The 19639-nt window shown below is 74.4% G+C and carries 15 protein-coding genes; 3 read left to right on the top strand and 12 right to left on the bottom strand.

Annotated elements, in window-relative coordinates; all coding sequences use genetic code 11:
- Window positions 1-93: 93 nt before the first annotated feature.
- From ACFYNO_RS38360 to ACFYNO_RS38395, 8 genes are read right to left on the bottom strand one after another with little or no spacing between them, the layout of a single operon-like run.
- On the bottom strand, window positions 94-2508 hold the full coding sequence (locus tag ACFYNO_RS38360) for a glycoside hydrolase N-terminal domain-containing protein (protein ID WP_388022662.1): 2415 nt from the start codon (window positions 2506-2508) through the stop codon (window positions 94-96).
- Window positions 2509-2546: 38 nt separating this feature from the next.
- Window positions 2547-3416: an ExsB family transcriptional regulator gene (locus ACFYNO_RS38365; RefSeq protein WP_388022663.1), complete on the bottom strand. Its 870-nt coding sequence runs from the start codon at window positions 3414-3416 to the stop codon at window positions 2547-2549.
- Window positions 3413-4606 (bottom strand): nickel pincer cofactor biosynthesis protein LarC, encoded by a 1194-nt coding sequence (gene larC / locus ACFYNO_RS38370; protein WP_388022665.1) that lies wholly within the window; start codon window positions 4604-4606, stop codon window positions 3413-3415. Before larC ends, ACFYNO_RS38365 begins: the two co-directional genes overlap by 4 nt.
- Complete coding sequence (gene larB, locus ACFYNO_RS38375; RefSeq protein ID WP_388022666.1) at window positions 4603-5283, bottom strand: nickel pincer cofactor biosynthesis protein LarB; 681 nt, start codon at window positions 5281-5283, stop codon at window positions 4603-4605. Before larB ends, larC begins: the two co-directional genes overlap by 4 nt.
- A gap of 29 nt (window positions 5284-5312) precedes the next feature.
- The gene (locus ACFYNO_RS38380; RefSeq protein WP_388022668.1) at window positions 5313-6434 is read right to left on the bottom strand and encodes a glycerate kinase; all 1122 of its coding nucleotides are present in this window, start codon (window positions 6432-6434) and stop codon (window positions 5313-5315) included.
- Window positions 6431-7720: a nickel-dependent lactate racemase gene (larA, locus tag ACFYNO_RS38385; protein ID WP_388022671.1), complete on the bottom strand. Its 1290-nt coding sequence runs from the start codon at window positions 7718-7720 to the stop codon at window positions 6431-6433. Before larA ends, ACFYNO_RS38380 begins: the two co-directional genes overlap by 4 nt.
- Window positions 7717-8583 carry an amidohydrolase family protein gene (locus ACFYNO_RS38390; protein WP_388022672.1) on the bottom strand — a complete coding sequence of 289 codons (867 nt, stop codon included), beginning with the start codon at window positions 8581-8583 and terminating at the stop codon, window positions 7717-7719. The genes larA and ACFYNO_RS38390 overlap by 4 nt, the downstream gene beginning before the upstream one ends.
- A 6-nt stretch (window positions 8584-8589) precedes the next feature.
- Entirely contained in the window at window positions 8590-9372 is a 783-nt protein-coding gene (locus tag ACFYNO_RS38395; RefSeq protein ID WP_388022674.1) for a FadR/GntR family transcriptional regulator, read from the bottom strand.
- Between the two features lie 300 nt (window positions 9373-9672).
- On the opposite strand from ACFYNO_RS38395, the gene ACFYNO_RS38400 reads away from it, so the two are divergent.
- From ACFYNO_RS38400 to ACFYNO_RS38410, 3 genes are all read left to right on the top strand, one after another.
- Complete coding sequence (locus ACFYNO_RS38400; protein ID WP_388022676.1) at window positions 9673-11676, top strand: beta-galactosidase trimerization domain-containing protein; 2004 nt, start codon at window positions 9673-9675, stop codon at window positions 11674-11676.
- A 330-nt stretch (window positions 11677-12006) separates the two neighbouring features.
- Window positions 12007-12609 carry a carbonic anhydrase gene (locus ACFYNO_RS38405; RefSeq protein ID WP_388022679.1) on the top strand — a complete coding sequence of 201 codons (603 nt, stop codon included), beginning with the start codon at window positions 12007-12009 and terminating at the stop codon, window positions 12607-12609.
- Window positions 12610-12710: 101 nt separating this feature from the next.
- The gene (locus ACFYNO_RS38410; protein WP_388022680.1) at window positions 12711-14198 is read left to right on the top strand and encodes a SulP family inorganic anion transporter; all 1488 of its coding nucleotides are present in this window, start codon (window positions 12711-12713) and stop codon (window positions 14196-14198) included.
- 73 nt (window positions 14199-14271) lie between these two features.
- Here the strand turns inward: ACFYNO_RS38410 and ACFYNO_RS38415 are convergent, their stop codons facing one another.
- The 4 genes from ACFYNO_RS38415 to ACFYNO_RS38430 form a co-directional block, all read right to left on the bottom strand.
- Complete coding sequence (locus tag ACFYNO_RS38415) at window positions 14272-16614, bottom strand: alpha-L-fucosidase (protein ID WP_388022681.1); 2343 nt, start codon at window positions 16612-16614, stop codon at window positions 14272-14274.
- Between the two features lie 426 nt (window positions 16615-17040).
- Complete coding sequence (locus tag ACFYNO_RS38420) at window positions 17041-17835, bottom strand: hypothetical protein (protein ID WP_388022684.1); 795 nt, start codon at window positions 17833-17835, stop codon at window positions 17041-17043.
- Window positions 17832-18362 (bottom strand): SigE family RNA polymerase sigma factor, encoded by a 531-nt coding sequence (locus ACFYNO_RS38425; RefSeq protein ID WP_388022685.1) that lies wholly within the window; start codon window positions 18360-18362, stop codon window positions 17832-17834. The genes ACFYNO_RS38420 and ACFYNO_RS38425 overlap by 4 nt, the downstream gene beginning before the upstream one ends.
- 100 nt (window positions 18363-18462) lie before the next feature.
- Complete coding sequence (locus ACFYNO_RS38430) at window positions 18463-19533, bottom strand: expansin EXLX1 family cellulose-binding protein (protein ID WP_388022688.1); 1071 nt, start codon at window positions 19531-19533, stop codon at window positions 18463-18465.
- Window positions 19534-19639: the final 106 nt, after the last annotated feature.

Genomic DNA, 19639 nt, shown 5'->3' on the forward strand with positions numbered 1-19639 from the left:
AGCGTCGGATACGACGACCGGTGGTACGCAGCGCGTGGCTGGTGCGTTCAACGGTGCGCCGGATTTCTTCGCCGACCCGGGCCCGGGGCCCGGCTATCGGCCGGCGAGGGCTCCCGGGACGAGGTGGTAGCGGGCGACGGCCGCCGGGTGGAACCGGAACCGCCGGCCGTCGCCGGGGACCGGCTCGAGCGGGACGCTGCTCCCGGTGTGGTCGGTGAGCACGGGGCGGAGCGCGTCCGCCGGCAGCCGCAGCTCGACCGGGCCCTCCCGGGTGACCAGCAGGTCGGCTCCGGTCAGCCGCCCCTGACGCCAGGTCAGGTCGACGGTGACGCCGCCCCGGGCCCGCAGTCCGCGGACCTCGCCGTCCGCCCAGGCCGGCGGCAGCGCGGGCAGCAGGCGCAGCACGCCGTTGTGGCTCTGCAGCAGCATCTCGGCGATGGCGGCGGTGATGCCGAAGTTGCCGTCGATCTGGAAGAGCCGGGGCGGGTGCAGGTCGAAGAGGTTGGGCGCGACGGAGGTGGCGAGCAGCCGCTCGACGGCGTGGCCGGCGAGGGCGCCGTCGCCGAGCCGGGCGGCCAGCGCCGCGACCCAGGCCAGGCTCCAGCCCGTCCCGCCGCCGCCGTGCTCCAGGCGCCGGTCCAGGGCGCGGCGGACCGGGTCGAGCAGGGCCGGGTCGCCGAGCGGGTCGACGGCGCTGCCCGGGTAGAGGCCGTACAGGTGGGAGAGGTGCCGGTGGCCGGGGTCCTCCTCCGGCAGGTCCTCCCACCATTCCAGCAGACGCCCGTCGGCGCCGATCGCCGGCGGCCGCAACCGGCTGCGGAGGTCGGCGAGTTCGGCCGCCAGTTCGTGGTCCGTGCCGAGTTCGCGGGCGGCGGCGACGGTGCTGTCGAAGAGCTCGGCGGTGAGCCAGTGGTCCATGGTGCTGCCGGCGGCGACGGCGGCCATGCTGCCGTCGGCGAGCAGGAAGTGGTGCTCGGGCGAGGTGGACGGGCAGGTGACCAGCTTCCCGTCGGCGTCCTCGACCAGCAGGCCGGTGAGGAACCGGGCGGCCTCGCGCAGCACCGGATAGGCGCGCTCGGCGAGGAAGTCGCGGTCCCCGTGGAAGAGGTGGTGGTCCCACAGGTGGGCGGCCAGCCAGGGGCCGCCCATCGGCCAGTTGGCCCAGACCGGGTCCCAGGAGACGGGGTTGGTCGCGCGCCAGAGGTCCAGGTTGTGGTGGCAGCACCAGCCCGGGGCGTCGTAGTAGGCCCGGGCGGTGCCCTGCCCGGCCACGGCGAGGTCGGCGAGCAGGTCGAACAGCGGCTGGTGGCACTCCGCCAGGCCGGTGCTCTCCGCCGGCCAGTAGTTCATCTGGAGGTTGATGTTGGAGGTCCAGTTGGCGTTCCAGGGCGGGGTGACCTCGGTGTTCCAGATGCCCTGGAGGTTGGCGGCCTGGGTGCCGGGCCGCGAGGAGGCGACCAGCAGGTAGCGGCCGTAGGCGAAGAGCAGGGCGGCGAGGCCCGGGTCCGGCTCGCCCGCGTTGGCGGCGGCCAGCCGCTCGTCGGTCGGCCGCGGCGGCGCCGCGGCCGGGCCGAGCAGCCGCAGGCCGGCCGTGCCGAAGAGGCGGTGGTGGTCGGTCACGTGGTCGGCGAGCAGGGCGTCGAACCCCTTGCCGTCGGCCTCGGCCAGCCACCGGCGCGCCTCGGCGAGCGCCGCCGCGGCGCCCTCGGGCTGCTGCTGCCAGCCGCGGAAGCCGGTGCCGGCCGAGACCAGCAGCAGCGCCTCGTCGGCGCCGGTGACCTCGACCGACCCCGCTGCCGCCGTGGCCCGGCCGTTGACGGTGTGCACCCGCAGCACGGCCGCGAATCCGGTGCCCTCGTCCTCCCGGTAGGCGGAGGGCTGGTCCGGCCACGGGACCCGCACCGGCGCCCGGCCGCGGATCGACAGGCTGCCGTCGAGGGGGTCGATGGCCGGGCGGGCGCCCTCGTGGGGCGTGCTGAAGCCGGCCCGGAAGGAGAGCGCACCGGGCGCGCCGGCGCGCAGGCGGACGACCAGCACGCCTGCCGGGGCGGAGACGAAGCTCTCCCGGAGGCAGCGGACGCCGCCGGCGGTGAACGAGACGGTGTGCACGGCCCGGTCCAGGTCCAGGGCGCGGCGGTAGTCCTCGGGCTGCCGCTCCTCCCCGGTGGCGGGGAAGTCCAGGGTCAGGGTGGCGAGCGGCTGGTACGCCTCGGTGTTCGGCCCCTGGAGGTGGTCGGCGGCGATCGCGTCGGCCCGGGCGTAGTCGCGCTCGCCGAGCACGGCCGCCCGCAGCTCGGCCAGGTGGCCGGCGCCGCCCGTGCGGTCGCGCGCGCCGGGCCCGCCGGACCAGAGGGTGTCCTCGTTGAGGTCGATCCGCTCGGTGCGCACGCCGCCGTGGATCAGTGCGCCGAGACGGCCGTTGCCGAGCGGCAGCGCCTCCAGCAGCCCGTTGGCGGGGCGGCGGTACCAGAGCTGCTCGGTGGGGGTCCGGTGGGGGTCCGTCAGCACAGTCTCGTTCCGATCGTCAGGGGCGCGGCGGCCTGGGGTCAGCGGCCGCCGCCCGCCGAAGCCCGTTGCTGGTCGAGCCGTTCGTGGTTGAGCCGGCCGGAGGCGAACGGCTCGACGGTGAGCGGCAGTTCGCCGAAGCCGGCGGCGGCCACGGCCGCCGCCAGCTCGGCCAGTCCGGCCGCCCGGGCCGCCGTCCCGCCGTCGAGTTCGACCCGCACCGCGTCGCCGAGGTCGCGCACCCGCAGCTGCGCGGCGGGCAGCCCGGCCCGGTCGAGCACCGCGCGGACCGCCGTCTCGGCCCGGTCGATCCGGCTCAGCCGGTGGCCGGTCACCTGGATGCCGTAGCGGATCCGGCTGGCCAGGCAGGGGGTGGCGGGCTTGTCCCAGGTCGGCAGGGACCAGAGCCGGCTGATCGCCCGGACGTCCGCCTTGCTGAGGCCGGAGTCGCGCAGCGGGGTGCGGATGCCGCGCTCCCGCCCGGCGCGGATGCCGGGCCGGAACGGGTCGGCCGCGTCGTCGGCGTTGGTGCCGGTGGCGACCTGCCGGAAGCCGTGCTCGCGGGCTACGGTGAGGATGCCGTCGAGCACTTCGGACTTGCAGAAGTAGCATCGGTCCGGGCCGTTGGCCTGGTAGCCCGGGCTCTCCAACTCCCGTGTCCGATGGGCGACATGGGCCACGCCGAGGGTGTCGGCCACGGCTCGGGCGGCGGCCAGCTCGCCGCTGGCGAGGCTCTCCGAGTCCGCCGTCACGGCGAGCACGGCGCCCGCGCCGAGCGCCCGGACGCCCGCCGCGAGCACCAGCGCGGAGTCGGCGCCGCCGGAGTAGGCGACCGCGAACGGCCCGGTCTCGCGCACCACCGCCAGCAGCGTCAGCGCCTTCTCGCCGGCCTGGTCGGATTCGCTGGTCACCGGGTACCGCCTTCCCTCGTCGAACCGCCGATCGGCTCCGCCTCGGCCAGCCGCCGGGCCCGGTCGGCGACGGTGCGCAGCGGCAGGCCCAGGCGCGCCGCCGCGGCCGCGGCCTCGTCGTGCTCGGCCTTGCCGCCGAACGGCCCCTGCTTCACCCGGACCGGCACGCCGTCCACCTCGACGGTCCGCATCCGGCGCGGCGCCACCACCCGGGTCTGCACGGTCTGCCGGATGCCGAGCGTGCCCGTCTCGGCCAGCACCAGCTCCCGCAGCGCCCCGGCGTCGGCCGGGCGGGCGAGCACGTGCAGCACCTGGGCCGGCCGGCCCTTCTTCATCACGGCCGGCGTGGTCCAGGCGTCCAGGGCGCCCTGCTCCAGGGCGCGCGCGATGGTGTGGGCCAGGATCTCGCCCGTGACGTCGTCCAGGTTGGTCTCCAGGGTCACCACCTCCTCGACCGCCGACTGCGCGGCCGAGGGCACCGGCGGGCTGCCGAGGGTCACGGCCACCACGTTGGGCCGGTCCGCCAGGGTCCGGGTGCCGACGCCGTAGCCGGTCGCCACCGGTGTCATCGGCGGCGGCGGCCCGTAGCGGGTGCCGGCCGCGCGGAGCAGGGCGGCGCCGGTCGGGGTGACGGTCTCGCCGGGCAGGTCGGTGCCGGTCACCGCGGCCCCGGTGAGCAGGGCCATGGTGGCCGGGGCCGGGCAGGGCAGCACGCCGTGCGCGGAGCGGACCCGGCCGGTGCCGAGCGGCAGCGGGGCGCAGACCAACTCGGCGACGCCGAGGGCGTGCAGCGCGGCGGCGACCCCGACGATGTCCACCAGGGCGTCGTGGCCGCCGAGTTCGTGCAGGTGGACGTCGGCGGGATCGGTGCCGTGCAGCCGGCCCTCGGCGCGGGCGATCTCGGTGAGCGCCGCCACGGCCAGCGCGGCCACCGGCTCCGGGCGGGCGGCGGCGGCCAGGGCGATGAGTTCGGCGGCCCGCCGCTCGGTGGCGTGGTCGGTGACCCGCACCCGGGCACTGGTGGCCGTGAGGCCGTGCGAGTTGATCCGGACTGCGTCCAGCTCCCAGCCGGTCAGGCCGGTCGCCGCGATCGAGTCCCGGACCTGCTCCAGCGGCGCCCCGGCGTCCAGCAGCGCTCCCAGCAGCATGTCGCCGGCCAGTCCGGTGAACGGGTTGATCCAGCAGATCACGCGCGCCGCCTCCCCGCCCAGGCGAGCCGGTGCGCGGCCATCGCCGCGCCGAACCCGGAGTCGATGTTGACCACGGTGACGCCGGCGGCGCAGGAGGCGTGCATCGCCAGCAGGGCGGTCACCCCCTCCAGCGAGGCGCCGTAGCCGGTGGAGACCGGGACGGCGATCACCGGGCAACCGACCAGGCCGCCCACCACGCTGGCCAGGGCGCCCTCCATGCCGGCCACCACCACGACCGCGTCGCTCGCCTGCAGCAGCTCCGCCACCCGCAGCACCCGCTGCAGGCCCGCGACGCCCACGTCCTGCACGGTGGTGACGGCCAGGCCCACCGCGGCGGCCACGGCGGCGGCCTCCGCCGCGACCGGCAGGTCGGAGGTCCCGGCCGAGACCACGGTCAGCTCGAAGCCGTCCGTCTCGGCCGGGCGCCAGACCAGCAGCCGGGCCAGGGCGTGGTAGTCGCCGCCCGGCAGCTCGTCGAGGACCTTGGCGGCGGTCGCGTCGTCCACCCGGGTGACCAGCACCGGGCCGGTGTTGTGCCGCAGCAGCTCGTCGGCGATCCGCCGGATCTGCTCGGGCGTCTTGCCGGGGCCGTAGACGACCTCGGGCAGCCCCTGGCGCTGCTCGCGGCCGAGGTCCAGCTGCGCGAACTCGAGGTCGTGGACGCGGGTGGGGTGCATGGCTTTCCGTTCCTCGCGGGTTCCGTGGGTCAGGCGAACCGGGCGGCGAGTTCGGCGCCGGTCTCGTGGAGCAGGCGGCGGGTCTCGGCCATCGCGGTCCGGGGGCTGCCGGCCCGTTCGGTGAGCGAGTGGGCGGACTCGATGCCGTGGGCGGCCAGTTCGGCGGGCGCGACCTCCACCCGCCCGGCGACGGCCACCACCGGGACGCCGGCCCGGCGGGCCCGGGCCGCGACGCCGACGGGGGCCTTGCCGCGCAGGCTCTGGGCGTCCAGGCAGCCCTCGCCGACCACCACCAGGGCGGCCCGGTCCAGCTCCTCGTCGAGCCCGAGTTCGGTGAGCAGCACCTCGACCCCGGACTGCCGGCGGGCGCCCAGCAGCAGCACGGCGAAACCGGCTCCGCCGGCGGCGCCGGCGCCGGGCAGGCCCGACAGGTCGGTGCCGGTCTGCTGGGCCAGGACCCGGGCGAACCTGCCCAACCCGGTCTCCAGCAGGGCGATCTGGTCGCTGTCGGCGCCCTTCTGGGGGCCGAAGACCTGGGCCGCGCCGTCCGGTCCGAGCAACGGGTTGTCGACGTCGGAGGCGAGCACCAGGCGGGTGTCGCGCAGTCGCGGGTCCAGGCCGCTCAGGTCGGCCTCGGCCAGCTCGGCCAGGGCCGCGCCGCCCGGCGGGAGGTCCTCGCCCCGGGCGTCCAGCAGCCGGGCGCCGAGGGCCCGCAGCAGTCCGGAGCCGCCGTCGGTGGTGGCGCTGCCGCCGACCGCCAGGACCACCTCCCGGCAGCCCAGGTCCAGTGCGGCGCGCAGCAGTTGGCCGGTGCCGTCGGTGGCGGCGGTGAGCGGCGCCGGCCGGTCCTGCGGCAGCAGGTGCAGTCCGCTGGCCTGGGCCAGTTCGACGACCGCGCGGTCGCCGAGCACGGCCAGCTCGGCGGTGACCGGCTCGCCGGTGGGGCCGCTGACCGGGACCGGCACGGTGCGGTAGCCGGCGGCGCGGAAGGCCTCGACCGTGCCCTCGCCGCCGTCGGCGACCGGCGCCTCGCGGACCGGCAGTCCGGGCGCGGCCTCCCGGATCCCGTCGGCGAGCCAGCCGCAGGCCTGCACGGCACTGGCCGATCCGCGGAACTTGTCCAGGCAGACCAGGATCTGACGCTGCGTCATACGGTTGTGTCCTCGTCCTGGCGCAGGTACGGGATGGTCATCGGCCCCTCCGGGAGGATGCACAGGCGGGCGTCCGGGCCGGCGGCGGCGAGCGCCTCGGCCACGGTCGCCGAGATGTCGGAGGTCTGTTCCAGGTGGGCGGTCGCCAGCTCGGCGTCGCTGAGGTGGGAGGTGTGCATCACCACCCGGCAGGAGGACTGGATCCGCGCCTGGACCTGCACCTGCCACTGGTCGGGCACGGTCTGCGGCCTGGCCGCGATCTCGGCGAGCAGGGCCTGCGGGGAGGCCGCCGAGGCCAGCACCTCGCGGTAGGAGCCGTGGTCCGGGAAGCCGTCGCGGCACTCGGCCGCACAGACGATCAGCCCGCCGGGCCGCACCACCGTGTGGGCGGCCGACATGCCCTTGACCGACTGGTAGAGGTTCTGGTCCAGCGGGTGGCCGGCGTTGGTGGTGACGACCACGTCGAAGAGCCGGTCCACCGGACGCATGGCCAGGCGCCGCGCGGCGGCGGTGGCGGCCTCGTGCATGGGCAGCAGGTCGCCGCCGAAGGCCTCGATGATCCGCTGCTCGCGGTTGAGCACCACGTCCAGCGAGAAGTCGACGCCGGTGCCGTCGGCGATGGCGCGCACGTCGTCGTGCACGGGGTTGCCGTGCACGCTGCCCCAGGTCGCCCGCCGGTCGCCGATCCGCTTGGCGTCGTGCAGCACCAGGACCGTCTCCAGCCCGGCCAGTCCGGGCGCGACCAGCTTGGGGCCGCCGGAGAAGCCGGCGAAGAAGTGCGGCTCGACGAAGCCGGTGGTGATCCGCACGTCGGCGTCGACCCATGCGCGGTTGAGCCAGACCGGCACGCCGTCGCCCCAGTGGCCCATCCAGGCCAACTGCGCGGAGTCGCGGGCGTCGTGGTTGACGATCCGGATCCGGTCGACCACCTCGTCGCCGAACATCCGCCGCAGTTCCTCCGGGTCGTTCCCGCGGTGGGTGCCGGTGGCGACCAGGATCACCACGTCCTCGGGCCGGATGATGCCCTCGAGTTCGGCGAGGACGGCCGGGATCATCAGGTGGCGCGGCTGCGGGCGGGTGCCGTCGCAGGCCGAGATGGCCACGGTCTGTCCCGGCGCGACGCGTTCGCGCAGCGGCGGTCCGGCGACCGGGTGGCGCAGCGCGGCGCGGAGCACCGCCGTCTGGTCGGCGGCGCCGGGGTGGTGCAGCGGCTCCACCACGGTGGTGACGGCGGGGTCGACCTCGATCTCCAGGCCGGTGCTGCCGTAGGCGAGTCGGACCTTCATGCCGCCTCCTCCCCCGCGCTCTCCGCGAGCCCGTACACCCGGGCCGCCGTGCCGCCGAAGACCAGCGCGCGCTCGTGCTCCGCCAGACGGTCCGTCATCTCCTCCGCAGCGCCGATGACTTCGCCGTAGGAGGCGGCCAGCAGGCAGACCGGCCAGTCGGAGCCGAACATGACGCGCTCGGGACCGAAGGCGTCCAGCACGACCTCGGCGTACGGGCGCAGGTCGGCGACCGTCCACCGGTTCCGGTCGGCCTCCGTCACCAGGCCGGAGAGCTTGCAGGAGACGTTGGGCTCGGCCGCCAGCTCGCGCAACCGCTCGGCCCAGGGCGCCAGTTCACCGCTCGCGATCGGCGGCTTGGCGAGGTGGTCGAGGACGAAGGCCTGCTCCGGCAGGGCGCGCACCGTGTCGATGGCGGCCGGGAGCTGGTGCGGCAGCACCAGCAGGTCGTAGCGCAGGCCGGCCTCGCCCACCGCGCGCAGTCCGCGCCGGACGTCGGGGCGGGCGAGCCAGGCCGGGTCGGCCTCCCCCTGGACCAGGTGCCGCACGCCGGTCAGCAGTTCGCCGCCCCGCCCCGCCCGCAGTGCGGCGAGGGTCCCGGCGACCCCGGGAGCGGTGAGGTCCACCCAGCCGACGACACCGGCGACCAGCGGGTCGGCGGCGGCCAGCGCCAGGAACTCCTCCGTCTCCGCGAGGCTCGGCAGCACCTGCACCAGCACGGTGCGCGCGATGCCCGCCGCCTGCGCGAGCGGCGCCAGGTCGGCCAGGCTGAAGTCACGCCGGATCGGCGCCGCCTCCGGCTCCTCCAGCCAGTCCTGCGGGCGCCTGGCGAGCTCCCAGACGTGGTGGTGCGCGTCGATTCTCACGCGCGATCACTCCTCGGTCGACGGTTCGTGGGGCACCGGGAGTCCGGTCGCACCGGACGGGCCGGCGGGCGGCTGCCCTAGGCCGGACGGGCCGGACGGGATCCGGTCCCCTTCGGCCAGGTGCTCGCGCAGCCAGCGTTCGGTGGTGTTGATGTGCATCAGTGCGGCGGCCCGGGCCAGTTCGGGATCGCCGGCGACCAGGGCGGCGTGGATCGCCTCGTGTTCCCGGATGGTCCGGTCGGAGGCCCCGATCTCGGACCGGCCGCGCCAGATCCTGGCCCGCAGGGTGCGCCCCGCGATGTGCTCCAGCAGCGCGGCCAGGGTCTCGTTGCCGGTGGCCCGGACCACCGCCTGGTGGAAGGCCGCGTCGTGCTGGTTGAACAGTTCGATGTCCTCCCGCGCCGCCCGCATCGCCGCCAGGTGCCGCTCCACTTCGGCCAGGTCCTGGGCGGTGGCCCGGGTCGCGGCCAGGCCGGTGGCGACGGGCTCGAACAGCCTGCGCACCTCGGTGAGCTCCAACACCGTGTCGCCCTGGAGGAGTTCGACCGCGCCGCCGAGGCCCTCCAGCAGCAGGGCGGGCGCCAGGCTGGTCACATAGGTGCCGTCACCGCGCCGGATCTCCAGGACCCGGGAGACGACCAGCACCTTGACCGCCTCGCGCATGCTGTTGCGCGAGAGCCCGAGCGTGGCGGCGAGCTGCGGTTCGGACGGCAGCTTGGCCCCCGGGGGCAGGTCCCCGTCGCGGATCAGCTGGCGGATCCGGGTGATCGCCTGGTCGGTCAGTGACACAGCGCCAACCTAACAGGTGATCCTATGTCTGGAAAGGGAGGGGATCATTCTGCGCGGCCGGGAGCACTGGCTGTCCGCCAACAGGCCGCAGTGACCACGACTTTCGCGAAACATCCGCACCCAGCACTGAGCCTCGAGGAAAGGGCTCCTCCACATACATCCAATGTATAGGGTTGACCCGCATGAGGAGCCGTGACCCGCGCCACCGCCGCGCAGGACCGGCGAGGAGCGCGCCGGAGTCCGCCGGACCGACCGCCCACCGGTCCCCGACTCCACCCGCGCCGCCACTGAGGAGACCCCGTGTCGCACCCGAACTCCCCTGACCCGAGCCGCTTTCCGCTCAGGACCGTGCACCTGGACTTCCACACCGCCCCGGAGATCACCGACGTCGGCCGGGACTTCGATCCGGCCGAGTTCGCCCGGACCTTCCGCGAGGCCCACGTGGACAGCGTGACCCTCTTCGCCAAGTGCCACCACGGCCGCCTCTACTACGAGACCGACCGGCCGGAGCGCCACCCCGGTCTCGCCCCCGGCTTCGACCTGCTCTCCGCACAGATCGAGGCCCTGCACTCGGTGGGCATCCGCACCCCGATCTACCTCTCCCTCCAGGTGGACGAGTACGCGGCCCGGGAGCACCCCGAGTGGATCGCGCACGACGAGTCCCTGCGGATCACCAAGTGGAGCGCCGGGGCCTTCGAGGCGGCCTGGCACGTGCTCGACCTGTCCAGCCCCTACGCGGACTACTTCGCCGACCAGTTGGACGAGGTCCTGCGGCGCTTCGCCCCCGTCGACGGGATCTTCGTCGACATGTGCTGGACCCAGCCCAGCGCGACCCGCTGGGCGGTGGACGGGATGCGCCGCGAGGGCCTGGACCCGACCGACGCGGACCACCGGGCCGAGTACGCCGACCTGGTGGCCCAGCGCTACATGGCCCGCTACTCCGCGATGGTGGAGCAGGCGCTGCCGGCCGGCTCCACCATGGGCGTCTGGTTCAACGGCCGGCCGAAGACCGCCCTGGCCGAGGAGCGCAAGCACGTCCGCCACGTCGAGATCGAGGGCCTGCCGACCGGCGGCTGGGGCTACGCCTTCCTGCCCTACGTCGCCCGCTACGTACGCCCGTTGGAGCTGCCGACGCTCAGCCACACCGGCCGCTTCCACGAGAGCTGGGGCGACAACGCCGCGCTGAAGCCGCGGGCCGCGCTGGCCTACGAGACCAGCCAGATGCTCAGCCTGGGCCTGACCCGCGGGGTGGGCGACGTGCTGCATCCGCGGGGTGCGCTCTCCCCCGCGGTCTACGACCTGATCGGCTCGGTCTACGGGCACGTCGAGCGCTGCGAGCCGTTCGTCGAGGGCGGCCGGGTGGTCAGCGAGCTCGCCGTGCTGGTGGACCCCGCGCTGGGCGACAACCCGGGCGCGAGCGGCATCGGCGCGGTGCGGGTGCTGCAGCAGCTCCGCGCGCAGTTCGACCTGCTCCCGCCGACCGCGGACCTGGCGGGCTACCGGGTGGTCGTGGTGCCGGAGTCGACCCCGGTCGACGACGCCTTGGCGGAGCGCCTGCAGCGGTACCGCGAGGGCGGCGGGGCCGTGCTGCTGATCGGGCCCGCCCTGCTCCGCAACGGCACCGAGGGCATCGAGCCGGCCCTGCCCGGCCTGCCGGTGGAGGACCTGGCGCCCGCGCCGGCCGGCGAGTCCTTCCTCGCCTGCGAGGGCGTGCCGGGTGTCCCGGCCGACTTCCCGGTGATCAGCTACGGCTCCCGGATCTCCGCCCGGGCCGCGGCCGGCGCGGAGGTCCTCGCCCGGGTGGTGGCGCCCTACTTCCCGCGCAGCTGGGACCGGTTCTGCGGCCACTCCTACACGCCGCCGGCGGACCCCACCGAGGAGGTGGCCGTCGCGGTCGGCGGCGGGGTGGCGGCGGTGGCCGTCCCGCTGCTGGAGCAGTTCCACGAGCACGGCCTGGAGCAGTACCGACTGCTGCTCGGCGCCGCGCTGGACCGCCTGCTGCCGGACCCGCTGGTCCGCGCCGGCGGTCCGGTCCACCTGGAGACCAGCGTGGTGCGCACCGCCACCGGCACGGTGCTGCACCTGATCAGCTTCCTGCCCTCCCGCGAGACGCCCGGGCTCGACCTGGTGCACGACCCCTTCCCGCTGGTCGAGGTCCCGGTCTCGCTGCGACTGGCGGACGCGCCGCGCGCGGTGCGGCTGCAGCCCGCCGGAGCGGAACCGGCCTGGGAGCACGACGGCACCTACCTCCACCTGCGGGTCACCTCCCTGGACGGACACACGATGGTCGTGGTCGAGCACTGACCACACCCAACCGAGCCGGAACACGCCGATCGGCGTGGGGAGCCCCGCTGGGCCTCCCCACGCCGATCGGCTTTTCGGCGCAACAGGATGTTGACGATATCAACACACCTTGAACCTGAGATTCGCCTTTACTGTCACCATGGCCGTGTTTTACTCGTTCTTGACTCTCCATCAGAACACCGGGCTGACACCGGAGACGACGCGGCGGCCCGGTGTGCCGCACCGGTCGCGCCGAGCGGCCTCCGCCCGGAACCGCACGCCCCCTAGGCACTGCCCGCACAGCGCTCCCGCGGTCGAGACCGCCGGGACCACCAAGGAGGCATCAACCCCATGGATCCGCTCATCGACCGGGCCCGGGCCTTTCCGCAGCGCGCCGGCGACACCGGCCGGGAACTGACCGGCCTCGCCGGCGGCCAGGCACCGCAGGCCCTCTTCATCACCTGCTCGGACTCGCGCGTGGTGCCCGCGCTGATCACCAACGCCGACCCCGGCGACCTCTTCGAACTCCGCACCGCGGGCAACATCGTCCCCGCCTACCGGTCCGACCGGGCCTCGGGCGAGAGCGCCACCATCGAGTACGCCGTCGAGGTGCTCGGCGTCCGCGACATCGTGGTCTGCGGCCACTCGCACTGCGGTGCCGTCGGCGCCGTGGTCTGCGGCGAGGACCTCAGCGTCGTGCCCGCCGTCCGTGCCTGGTTGCGCCAGGCCGATCCCGCCGAGCTCGGCGGGGACGGGGCGGACGTGTTCGACCCCACCGTCGCCGAGCCCGTGCAGCGCCACGTCCTCACCCAGCTGGACCGGCTCCGCGGCTACCCGGCCGTGGCGCGGCGCTCGCGCGAGGGCCTGATCCGGCTGCACGGCTGGTTCTACGAGATCCACACCGGGCTGGTGCTCGCGCACCGGCCCGACACCGGCCTCTTCCTTCCGCTGTGAAGGGGCCGTGAAGTCGAGGCGAACGAACAGCGGACCGCGGCTCCTGCCGTGCACCCGTGCCCTCCCGACACCGTCCGCACCACCACTCTCCCGAGGACCCGATGACCAGTCGTCCCGCCCTTCGGCTGAGCACTCTGCGCTCTGACCTCCCCGCCTCCCTCGTCGTCTTCCTGGTCGCCCTCCCGCTCTGCGTGGGCGTGGCCGTCGCCTCCGGCGTGCCGGCCGAACTCGGCCTGCTCACCGGCATCGTGGGCGGCCTGGTGACCGGGCTGCTGCCCGGCAGCAGCCTCCAGGTGTCCGGCCCCGCCGCCGGCCTGACCGTGCTGGTCTTCGCCGCCGTCCAGCAACACGGCCTCGCCGCCCTCGGCGTCATCACCGCCGCGGCCGGCCTGCTGCAGCTCGCCATGGGCGCCGCCCGGCTCGGCCGGCTGTTCCGGGCCATCTCCGTCTCCGTCGTCCAGGGCATGCTCGCCGGGATCGGCCTGGTCCTGATCGCCGGTCAGCTCTACTCCTTGGCCGACACCAAGGGACCGGCCGGCGGACTCGCCAAGCTGGCCGGCCTCCCGGGCCTGGCCACCGACGTCGCCGGGAGCCCGCACGCCCTCGCCGCCGTGGCGATCGGTGCCGGAACGGTGGCGGTCCTGGTGCTCTGGAAGCGGCTGCCCGCCCGGATCCGGGTGGTGCCCGCACCGCTCGCCGCCGTCGCCGCCGCGACGGCTGCCACCGCCCTGTTCGACCTGCCGGTCGCCCGGGTCCGGGTGGCCGGTCTGGCGGGGGTGGTCAATCTGCCGGGCGGAGCCGAACTCGCGGCGCTCGGCAGCGTCGGCGTCCTCGGCACGGCGCTCGCGTTCGCCCTGATCGCCTCGGCCGAGAGCCTGTTCAGCGCCGCGGCGGTCGACCGCCTGCACGACGGCCCCCGCACCGACTACGACCGCGAACTGCTCGCCCAGGGCGTCGGCAACCTCGTCTGCGGGCTCCTCGGCGCGCTCCCGATGACCGCCGTGATCGTCCGCAGCGCCGCCAACGTGCAGGCCGGCGCGCGCACCAGGGCCGCTCGGGTGCTGCACGGACTGTGGCTGCTGCTCTTCGCCGCGCTGTTCCCGGCCGCGCTCTCCGCCATCCCGCTCGCCGCCCTGGCCGGGGTGCTGGTGCACGCCGGCGCGAAGCTGGTCCCGGTCCGCTCGCTGCGGCCGCTCTGGCGGGCCGATCGCGGCGAAGCGGTGATCCTGACGGTCACCGCCCTGACCATCGTGGTCACCAACCTGCTCGAAGGCGTGCTGCTCGGCCTGCTCCTCGCCGTGCTCAAGAGCGCCTGGGACACCTCGCACCTGCACATCACGGTCACCGAGCCGGCCGACGGTGCCGTCCGGGTGACCCTGCACGGGAACGCCACCTTCCTCCGGCTGCCCCGGCTGCTGGAGACCCTGGAATCCCTGGAGGCGCTGCCCGCCGACCGCCCGGTCAGGCTCGACCTCTCCGGCGTGCGCCATCTCGACCACGCCTGCCGCAGCGCCCTGGAGCTGTGGCGGGAGCGCCGAGACCGCGGTGGCCGCGCCGAGCTGATCGGGCTCCCGGCGAGGGCGGCCTGACGGGCCGGGGCCTCCCGATCCCCGGGAGGCCCCGGCTCGTCCGCCCCGTTGGTGCGGGTCCGTCGGTCCGCCGCTAGCTGCTGAACACCTGCATCGAGTACAGCGAGTAGCTCCACTGGGTGGCGCGGGCCGTGCCGAGCATCCGCACGTAGCGCCCGGAGCCGCCCAGGCCGCTGATGTTCTCCACCCCGCCGTTGCCACTGGTGGTGGAGTAGAGGGTGGTCCAGTTGGCGGCGTCGTTGGAGATCTGGATCTGGTAGGCCGTCGCGTGCGAGAACTCCCAGTTGAGGATCACCCGGCTGATCCACTGGCTGGAGCCGAGGTCGACCTGGAGCCACTGCGGGTCGGAGAACTGGCTGGACCACCGGGTGGCCGGGTTGCCGTCGAAGGCGTTGGCCGCCGCCAGCGAGCTGTTCTCGTTGGAGGAGGAGCTGGCGGGCTTGCCGAGCGCCAGGTCGCCGCCGACGAGCGACGGGTCCAGGAAGGCGCGGTCGTAGACCTCCAGCGACCGGATCGACGCGTAGACGTTGGAGTTGACCCCGCCGGTGACGGTGACCCGGACGTAGCGGGCCTGGCCGGTGAAGGTCAGCGCCTGCACCTGCGCGGGCGTGGTGTTCCGGGTCTGGTCGGACAGGGTCGACCAGCTGGAGCCGTCGCTGGAGCCGTCGATCCGGAAGGCGTAGGCGTTGCCGAGCTGCTCCCAGGCGATCCGCACACCGGTGAGCGAGTGCACCGAACCGAGGTCGACCTGGAGCCAGTGGCCGGTGTCGCCGTCCGTCGCGCACCAGCGGGTGGAGGTGTCCCCGTCCACCGCGTTGGACGCCGGGTTCCCCTGTGCGGTCTGCTGGCTGTCGGCCGTGACCGTGCGGTTGAGGGCGAGGTCGGTCGGGACCACCGTGCGGTCGAGCACGATCGCCACGATGGTGTCGTCGGGGTAGCGGGTGCGGTCGATGCCGGTGACGGTGACGCTGTTGCCGCCGCTCGTGCTGAAGGAGAGCGCGTTCTTGGAGACCACGCCGTAGACGGCGGTGACCTTGGCGTCGCCCAGCGAGGGGGTGGTGAAGCTGTTGCCGCCGTTGTAGCCCGCCAGCAGGTGCGCGTAGACGGTCCTGTTGGCGAAGGTGAAGCCGTACTGGCCGTCGACCGGGTTCCACGGGCCGCCACGGGTGCTGTAGACGGCCTCGTGGTTGGCGCTCATGAAGCCGCCGAGCTGCTGGATCACCGCCGCCTGGGCGCTCGGGACCGCGCCGGTGGCGTCCGGGCCGACGTTGACGATCACGCACATGTCGCGGACGAAGGCGTTGACCAGCACGGCCAGGGCCGAGGAGAAGGACATCGAGCTGTTGCTGCCGTTGTAGCCCCAGGCGCCGCCCAGGCTGAAGGCCTTCTGGACCAGGCGGCCGGACTTGATCGGCCCGCTGGTGACATAGCTGCCCTCCTCCAGGTCGTAGTCGCCCACCCAGCCCGAACGCGAGTTGGCCACGGCGTTCGGCTGGTGCCGGCGCACCAGTCCGGCGAGGCCCAGCGGCCTGCCGGTGCCCGCCTCGGTCTCGCCGTACGCCGCGTCCACCTGCCAGCCGTTGTTCGGGTCCCGGTACTGGCCGGGCTCCCAGAAGAACGAGCCGGCCGCGTCGGTGCCCTGCTGCGCCAGCCAGCCGCCGTCCCACCAGATGTCGTCGATCGCGCCGTAGTCGGTGACCAGCTCCTTGACGGACTGGTACACCTCGTTCTTCAACGTCCGGGCGTTCTCGTGGTAGTCGAAGCCGGCCGGGTTGGTGCCCTCGTAGTTCCACGGGTAGGGGCTGTTCGGCAGCACGCAGTCGGAGGTGAGCGCGGGGCTCGGCGGCGTCGCGCCGGTGACGTCGTAGTAGCCGGGGTAGCGCCAGTCGATCGGCGAGTAGTAGAGCCCGACCCGCAGGCCGGCCGCGCGCACCGCGTTCACATACCCCTTGACGAAGTCCGTGCCGGCCGGGAACGGGGTGTCGCCGGCGGTCCAGGCGTTGGGGTGGCCGCTCGGCCACAGGGCGAAGCCCTCGTGGTGACGGGTGGTCAGCACCACCTGCGCGGCGCCGAGCTGGGTGGCCAACTGGGCCCAGGCGGCGGGGTCGTAGTGCGCGGACTGGCTGGCGAAGGAGCCGGCCCACTGCGACCGGTAGGCGCTCGGCTGGACCTTCGAGTTGAACTCGTACCACTCGCCCTGGGCCGCCGCGGAGTAGACGCCCCAGTGGATGAACAGGGCCAGCTTGTTGTCACGCATCCACTGGATCTTGCTGTCCGGCTGCTGCCAGACACCCTGGTCCTGCTTCGGGACGCGCAGCGGCACCAGGGGCAGCGGGTCGCCCTCGACTACCGCGGCCTCGGCCGCGACGGCGCCCGGCCCTAAGCCGACGACACCGGCGACGCTCGCAACTGCCATACCGGTGAGGACACTTCTGCGATCGATGGATCCTGACATGGCTGCTCCGATTGCTCTGGGAGGCTCGTTGGGGTGGCTCCGCGAGCCAGAGTTCATGTATCCCGGCTGTTGCCATGACATGTCAAGGCCCTGAGCGGCAATCAACCCGATGTATCGTGACGATCAATGCCGCCCGCCGCCGACCGCGAGAAGCGGATCATCCGCCTTCGGTGATCGGACGGATCACGAAGGAGCGGGCAAGTATCCAGGCCAGAGCGGTGGATCGGGTTCACTGACCGGCTAGCTGGCCACTGTGCCAGCGGCGGGGACATCGGGTCACCTCAGCGGCCGAACACGGTCGACTGGCCTGATTCATCCGATGTCACAGGCTCGGGGCAGCGCTGACGACCCGTGCGCCGAGCGGGCGCACGGGTCGTGTCGCGGGCGTCAGCGCCCCGGGCCGAAGCCTCCCTGCACCGTGGCCGGGCCGGCCGGGCCCTGCGCGTCCACCCGGTAGGTGTCGCCGGTGGCGCTGCGCATGCCGACGGCGTGGTTGAACTGGCCGGCGAACTCGTGCTGCCCCGCCGGCACCGTGCGGCCCGGCTTGAGGACCCAGCGGTAGACCAGCGTGCCGCCGCTCTGCTGCACCGTGACCGTGAAGTCGTCGGGCGGCAGGGTGCGCCAGTTGCCGGTGTCCTGCAGGCCGCCGGTCTGCGCGAAGCGCAGTTCCACGGTGAGCGAGGTGAGCGGTTGGCCGGTCTTCAGGACCAGGTTCTCCTGGCTCCAGTAGACCGAGCTGTGCGAGTCCACCGAGCCGGCCGACCAGAGTGACCCGCTCTGCGCCTGCGCGCCGGCCGACGGGGTCGGGCGCGGGCTGCTGGGCGTGGCGGCCGGGGGCGGCACCACCGGGGCGGGCGGGGCGGACGGCGTCTCGGGCGCACCGGTGGTCCCCGACGGCGACGGCTCGGCCGGCGTCGTCACGGTCACGGTGCCCGTGGACGGCGAGGTGACGGCGATGCCGGCCATCGCCAGGCCGCCCATCGCCAGCAGTCCGCCGGCCGCCAGGCCGGCGAGCGCGGCCTTCGGCAGGGCCCGCAGGCGCGACGGCCGGTGCCGGCGGACCGCGCCGGTGCCGGCTCCGCCGGCAGCGGCGCCGCGCTCGACCCTCGCCAGCATCCTGGCGCGGTCGGGCTGGTGTGCCCAGGCGGCCTCACGCAGCCGCTGGGCAATGTCCTCGTTCACCGGTTCCTCCTCCCTGCCACCAGTTGGCCGGCCGCTCGTGAGCCGAGCAGCCCTTGCAACTCGGCCATTCCCTTCGAGGTCTGGCTCTTCACCGTGCCGACCGATATGCCCAGGGCCAGCGCGGTCTCCTTCTCCGACAGGTCAAAGGCGTGGCGCAGCACCACGCACGCCCGCTTGCGGAACGGCAGGCGGGCGAGCGCCGTGCGCACGTCCAGTACGGCCGCCACGTCCGGCCCGTCGGTCCGTTCCGGGGCACGGGTCCAGAACAGCGTGATCCGCCGTCTCTCGCGGACCGCGCCGCGGATCCGTTCCCGCGCCATGTTGGCCACCACTCCGCGAGCGTAGGCCACCGGATGGTCGGCCCTGCGCAGCCGGTCCCAGCCCTGCCAGAGGGCCACCAGTGCGTCGGCTGCCAGGTCGTCCGCGGCGTCGCTCTCGCCGGTCAGCAGATGGGCGAGCCGGGACAGTTCGGCGTAGTGGCGTTCGAAGAAATCGTGGAACTCCGCGGACGCGTCATCGAGGAGCATCCCTCGGTCGCCCTCTCATCAGTACAGGTCAAACGCTTGTGCGCGTTAACAACGGGGAGGCAGCATAACAGCGCCCGGCAACGGCCCGCTGCGGCCGCGGTCAATGCCGGGCGAACTGCGTTCGGGTGGGCTGCACCACGTCCGGCTGCACGGTGGTCCCGTCCACGGTCAGTTGCTGGCCGTAGATGTCGGTGAGCCGCAGCTCGCCGCCGCAGCCGGTTCCGTCCGCGGAGATGAAGTAGTTGTAGTCGGCCCGCGGCAGCTGCCGCCAGCCGCTGCCGTCGCGGACCTCCAGCTCCGCCAGCGGGTTCCGGTGGCCGATCGCCTGGATGCCGCACCACCACTTGCTGGAGCCGGTCTTGTAGCGGATCGAGATCGTGCCGGCCGTCTCGGGGCTCAGCAGCGTCCAGGTGATCGGGAGCCGGCCGACCGACAGGTCGGCGAGCTTGGCGAACGCCTGCTGGCTGAGGTCGAGTTGGCCGGGCGCGCAGGGCGCGGGGCAGTCGTTGACGATCCGCACCGTGATGGCGGCGCCGCTCGCGGTGCGGACCGAGACGTAGGCGCCGCAGGCCTTGGCCGTCTCGTAGTCGGTGTAGTTCATCGCCGCGACCATCATGTCGTCGGCGGGTCCGTAGAGGCAGGAGCCGTTGCCGTCGGCGGCGTCGTAGGCGGTGGCCACGCCCTGGTTGGCGGCGCCCGGCTTGATCCGGCCCGCCAGGGTGGCCGTGGCGGGGGCCGGGCCCGCGCTGCCGCTCGCGGCTGCGGCCGGCGCGGCCGGGGCCGTGTGCGTGGGCGCGGGCGCGGGCGGGACCGGGGGTGCGGATGACGGTGCGGCCGAGCGGGTCGCCGCGGGTGCGACCGGAGGCACGGCCGAGGGCGCGGCTGCCGGGGTGGCGGATGCCGGGGCCGGAGCGGTGGCGGCGGCCGACGGTTCGGCGGCCTCACTGCCGGATTCCGCGGAGGCGCCGGCGGCGGAGGGCGGGCTCGTCGGCGCCGCCGTGGTGGCGGCGGCGGAGGCCGCGGTGGCGTGCCCGCGGACCGATCCGCCGCCGAAGGCGAACACCACGGCCAGGCAGACCAGGGCACCGACGGCCAGCAGTGCCAGGGGGGCACCACCGGTCGGCCCGCGCCCGGTCCAGGGTCGCGGGGCGGAGTGCTTCGTTGCCTTCATGGCCATCCATTCGGTCGATCGAGCCGGTCTCTCACTGCTCGGTTGCCGCTGCTGCCCAGAAGGTTGCCGGACGGTCCGGACTTTTTTCAACGGAACGGCGCCCGGC

Origin of the sequence: Kitasatospora sp. NPDC006697 (assembly GCF_042869935.1) — a bacterium.
Lineage (GTDB): Bacteria > Actinomycetota > Actinomycetes > Streptomycetales > Streptomycetaceae > Kitasatospora.

Coding starts and splice junctions, on each gene's coding strand:
- larB (WP_388022666.1), bottom strand. CDS start 5,283: ATGCACCCCACCCGCGTCCACGACCTCGAGTTCGCGCAGCTGGACCTC.
- ACFYNO_RS38380 (WP_388022668.1), bottom strand. CDS start 6,434: ATGACGCAGCGTCAGATCCTGGTCTGCCTGGACAAGTTCCGCGGATCG.
- larA (WP_388022671.1), bottom strand. CDS start 7,720: ATGAAGGTCCGACTCGCCTACGGCAGCACCGGCCTGGAGATCGAGGTC.
- ACFYNO_RS38405 (WP_388022679.1), top strand. CDS start 12,007: ATGGATCCGCTCATCGACCGGGCCCGGGCCTTTCCGCAGCGCGCCGGC.
- ACFYNO_RS38410 (WP_388022680.1), top strand. CDS start 12,711: ATGACCAGTCGTCCCGCCCTTCGGCTGAGCACTCTGCGCTCTGACCTC.
- ACFYNO_RS38415 (WP_388022681.1), bottom strand. CDS start 16,614: ATGGCAGTTGCGAGCGTCGCCGGTGTCGTCGGCTTAGGGCCGGGCGCC.
- ACFYNO_RS38425 (WP_388022685.1), bottom strand. CDS start 18,362: ATGCTCCTCGATGACGCGTCCGCGGAGTTCCACGATTTCTTCGAACGC.
- ACFYNO_RS38430 (WP_388022688.1), bottom strand. CDS start 19,533: ATGAAGGCAACGAAGCACTCCGCCCCGCGACCCTGGACCGGGCGCGGG.